This is a genomic window from Micromonospora sp. (assembly GCF_048594385.1).
Lineage (GTDB): Bacteria > Actinomycetota > Actinomycetes > Mycobacteriales > Micromonosporaceae > Micromonospora > Micromonospora wenchangensis.
The window spans coordinates 1-3,096 of record NZ_JBMDWU010000299.1 but is presented as its reverse complement, the minus strand read 5'-3'; the positions used below and the strand labels follow the sequence as shown (position 1 = coordinate 3,096).

Here is a 3,096-nt window from a genome sequence, read left to right as displayed (position 1 = left end):
TCCCGATGACGTCTGCCCTCGGCTGCGTACCGACGGGGCTGGGTGGGACGGCGCCGTGTCCGGACGGTCCCACCCGGCCTTCGCCCGGGGGGGCCCCCGGGAAACGGGGGGCCGGCGCGGGCGGGACGGGCTGGCTCTTCGTCCTGCCCGCCGTGCTGATGTACGCGGTGTTCGTGCTGCGCCCGCTCGCGCTGACCATCCAGTACTCGTTCTACAACTGGAACGGCATCGGGGTGGCCCGCTGGGCCGGGCTGGACAACTACCTCACCGTGTTCACCGACAGCGACCTGCTGAAGATCATCGGGAACGCGCTCGTCCTGATCGTCTTCTTCAGCTTCGTCCCGGTCGCGCTCGGCCTGCTGGTGGCCAGCCTGGTCCGCCGGATCACCACCGGCGTGTTCGGCACCGTCGTCCGGACGGTGCTGTTCCTGCCCCAGGTCATCCCGCTGGTCGCGGCGGGCAGCGCGTGGAGCTGGCTGCTGTCGTCCCACGGGCGGGTCAACCCGGTGCTGCGCGCGGTCGGGCTGGGCGGGGTGGCCCGCGCCTGGCTCGGTGACTTCGACACCGCGCTGCCCGCCGTCGGTGTGATCGGCGCCTGGGTCCTGCTCGGCCTCTGCACGATCCTGCTGGTCACCGGCATGAGCAAGATCGACCCCGCGCTGTACGAGGCGGCCCGCCTCGACGGCGCCGGCCCGGTCCGCGAGTTCTTCGCCGTCACCCTGCCCAGCCTGCGCCAGGAGATCGGCGTCTGCCTCACGGTGACCATCATCGCCGCCCTGGCCAGCTTCGACATCGTCTACATCTCCACCAGCGGTGGCCCCGGCCTGCAGACCACGGTGCCCGGCCTGGAGATCTACCGGCTGGCCTTCTCGCAGCGTCAGGTCGGTCTCGCCTCGGCGCTGGCCGTCGTGCTGATGCTGCTGGTGGTGCTCTGCGTGCTGCCGATCCAGCGACTGACCCGGGGGGACAAGTCATGAACCTCAGCCGGCGCGAGAACCTGACCGGCCGGGTCTTCCTGCTCGTCCTGGTCGTGGTCACCCTGCTGCCGTTCGTCAGCATGCTCTCCGCGGCGCTCCAGCCCCGGGGCACCGTGCCCAGCGGCCTGGCCTGGCCGTCGGATCCGCAGTGGAGCAACTTCGCCGACGCCTTCACGGTGGCGAACATGGGCGCGCTGCTGCGCTCCAGCCTGCTCATCGTGGCCGGGGTGGTGCCGGTCTCGGTGCTGATCGCCACCATGGCCGGCTTCGGACTGGGTCAGCTCCGGGTCCCCGGTGGCCGGATCGTGTTCGCCCTGCTGCTGCTCGGCCTGACCCTGCCGTTCGAGGCGGTGGTCACCCCGCTGTACTACCAGATGCAGGATCTCGGCCTGCTCAACACCCGCTGGGCGATCATCCTGCCGTTGATCGGGCTCTACATGCCGTTCGCGGTGTTCTGGATGCGGGCCCACTTCAGCAACGTGCCGGTCGAGCTGTCCGAGGCGGCCCGGGTCGACGGCAGCAGCACCTGGCAGCTGTTCTGGCGGGTCCAGGTGCCGCTCGCCCGCCCGGCCATCGCGTCGCTGACCATCCTGATGTTCCTCTGGACGTGGAACCAGTTCCTGCTGGCCATCGTCCTGGTCGACGACCCGGCCAAGCGGACGATGGCGGGCGCGCTCGGGGCGTTCCAGGGGCAGTGGGGCACCGACCTGGTGCTGCTGTGCGCCGGATCGCTGCTGATCCTCACCCCGACCCTGATCGTCTTCCTGATCTTCCAGCGTCAGTTCATCAAGGCCCTGATCCAGGGCTCTCTGAAGGGATAGCAGTGGCCCCGCAGATCCACGGCGACGTCGACGAACGGTACGGGCGGGTGGCCGACGTCTTCCGCGCCAACGTCACCGACCGGGGGGAGGTCGGCGCGGCGGTCACCGTCTACGTCGGTGGTCGCCGCGTCGTCGACCTGTACGGCGGGACGGCCGACCCGCGCACCGGCCGGCCCTGGACGGCGCACACCCCGGTCGTCGTCTACTCCTGCACCAAGGGCATCCTGGCGATCTGCGCCTACCTGCTGGTGCAGCAGGGCCGACTCGACCTGGACGCGCCGGTCACCCGCTACTGGCCGGAGTTCGGCCAGCACGGCAAGGCCGACATCCCGGTGCGCTGGCTGCTCACCCACCAGTCCGGCCTGCCCGCGCTCGACCGCCCGTTGACCCTCGACGAGGTGCTCGCCTGGGACCCGGTGATCACGGCGATCGAGGCCCAGGCCCCGCTGTGGCAGCCGGGCACCGCGCACAGCTACCACCCGATGACCTACGGCTGGCTGATCGGCGAGGTGATCCACCGGATCACCGGCCAGCTGCCCGGCGCATTCTTCCGGGACGCCCTGGCCGGGCCGCTGGGCCTGCATACCTGGCTCGGGCTGCCGGCCGCCGAACGCGACACGGTCGCCTGGAACATCGCCCCGCCGCCCGAGGCGGAGCCGTTCGTCGACCCGGTGGCCGACCGGGGGATCACCATGGGCGGCGCGTTCGCGTTCCCCGCCGACGCCGCCGGTCTGGTCAGTTTCAACGACCCGGCCATCCAGGCCGCCGGCATCCCCGGCGCGGGCGCGGTGAGCACGGCCGACGGGCTGGCCCGTCTCTACGCCGCCTGCGTGTCGCCGGTGGCGGGACCGCCCCTGCTCGACCGAACGTCGGTCGACGACGCGACCGTCGTGCGGTCCCGGGGCCAGCAGCGGCACGGTCCGCCGGACACCGGCCAGCGCTGGGGCACCGGCTTCCTGCTGCACTCCCCGCCGGCCCGGCCGCTGCTGTCCGGGCGCAGCTTCGGCCACGACGGCGCGGGCGGCAACCTCGGCTTCGGCGACGACGCCCACCAGGTCGGCTTCGGCTACGTGGTGAACCAGATGCAGGGCATGGGCGACGAACGCGCCAACCTGCTGACCGCCGCGCTGCGGTCCTGCCTGGACGACTGACCGGCCGGACGCGACACCACGCGCCCCGGGCGTCCCGACGACGGGACACCCGGGGCGCGCTGCCGTCCGCCGTCGGGGCGGCCCGCCGGCCGGGCCTGCGCCTGGTCGGCCCGCCGGCCGGGCCTGCGCCTGGGCGCGCGTCGGCGG

General features: G+C 72.5%; 3 protein-coding genes. All 3 read left to right on the top strand.

Annotated elements, in window-relative coordinates:
• On the top strand, positions 1-977 hold a 977-nt coding region (locus ACOJTC_RS15960; RefSeq protein WP_420117467.1), incomplete at its 5' end, for a carbohydrate ABC transporter permease.
• A complete protein-coding gene (locus ACOJTC_RS15955) occupies positions 974-1,798 on the top strand; it encodes a carbohydrate ABC transporter permease (protein ID WP_204923135.1) in 825 nt (274 codons plus the stop codon). The genes ACOJTC_RS15960 and ACOJTC_RS15955, both read left to right, overlap by 4 nt.
• A 2-nt stretch (positions 1,799-1,800) precedes the next feature.
• Entirely contained in the window at positions 1,801-2,949 is a 1,149-nt protein-coding gene (locus ACOJTC_RS15950) for a serine hydrolase domain-containing protein (protein WP_420117466.1), read from the top strand.
• Positions 2,950-3,096 lie beyond the last annotated feature (147 nt).